General features: G+C 62.1%; 1 protein-coding gene. It reads right to left on the reverse strand.

The window, feature by feature from the left end:
- Nucleotides 1-557 (reverse strand): polysaccharide biosynthesis protein (locus WG921_RS17880; RefSeq protein ID WP_340110627.1); only part of this gene is annotated, 557 nt, incomplete at its 3' end.
- Between the last annotated feature and the right edge of the window lie 94 nt (nt 558-651).

Raw genomic sequence — 651 nt, forward strand, 5'->3', positions numbered from 1 at the left:
AAAAGCGGCACCACCGACCCCCGCGAGCCCAGCACGTTGCCGAACCGCGTGCACGAGAAGATCGTCTTCGACCGGGCCGAATGCAGGAAGTTCATCGCCGTGAACAGCCGCTCGCCCATCAGCTTCGACGTGCCCATCACGTTGGTCGGGTTCACCGCCTTGTCGGTCGAGGTGAAGACCACCTTCTCCAGACCCTCCATGACCGCCACCCGGCCCACGACCTCGCAGCCCTCGATGTTGACCTTGATCGCCGAAAACGGGCTCCGCTCGCAGGACGGGACATGCTTCAGCGCCGCGCAGTGAAAGCACAGATCCATGTCCGAAAACGTCCGCCGCATCTCGCGCTCGTCGGTGATGTCGCAATGATAGAAATCGACGTTCGGCCGGTCCCGGTACTCCATCTCCATGTCGAAGAGGCCGCTCTCGTTGTTGTCGATCACCCGGATCAGCTTCACCTCGAACGCCTGAAGACGATCCACGATCTCCCGGCCAACAGACCCGACACCGCCGGTCACAACGACCGACTTGCCCTTCAAATACGCGCCATGGTTGAGCATCGGCCCCTCTTCCACCCCTCTCGAGCCAGCCCACAAACGAGCCGGACAGCCATCGCGCTATGCAAAAGAAACCTCCCGCAGTCAACCGGGAGAG

The sequence above is a fragment of the Paludibacillus litoralis genome (genome assembly GCF_037646705.1).
GTDB classification, from domain to species: Bacteria; Pseudomonadota; Alphaproteobacteria; order Rhodobacterales; family Rhodobacteraceae; genus Pikeienuella; species Pikeienuella litoralis.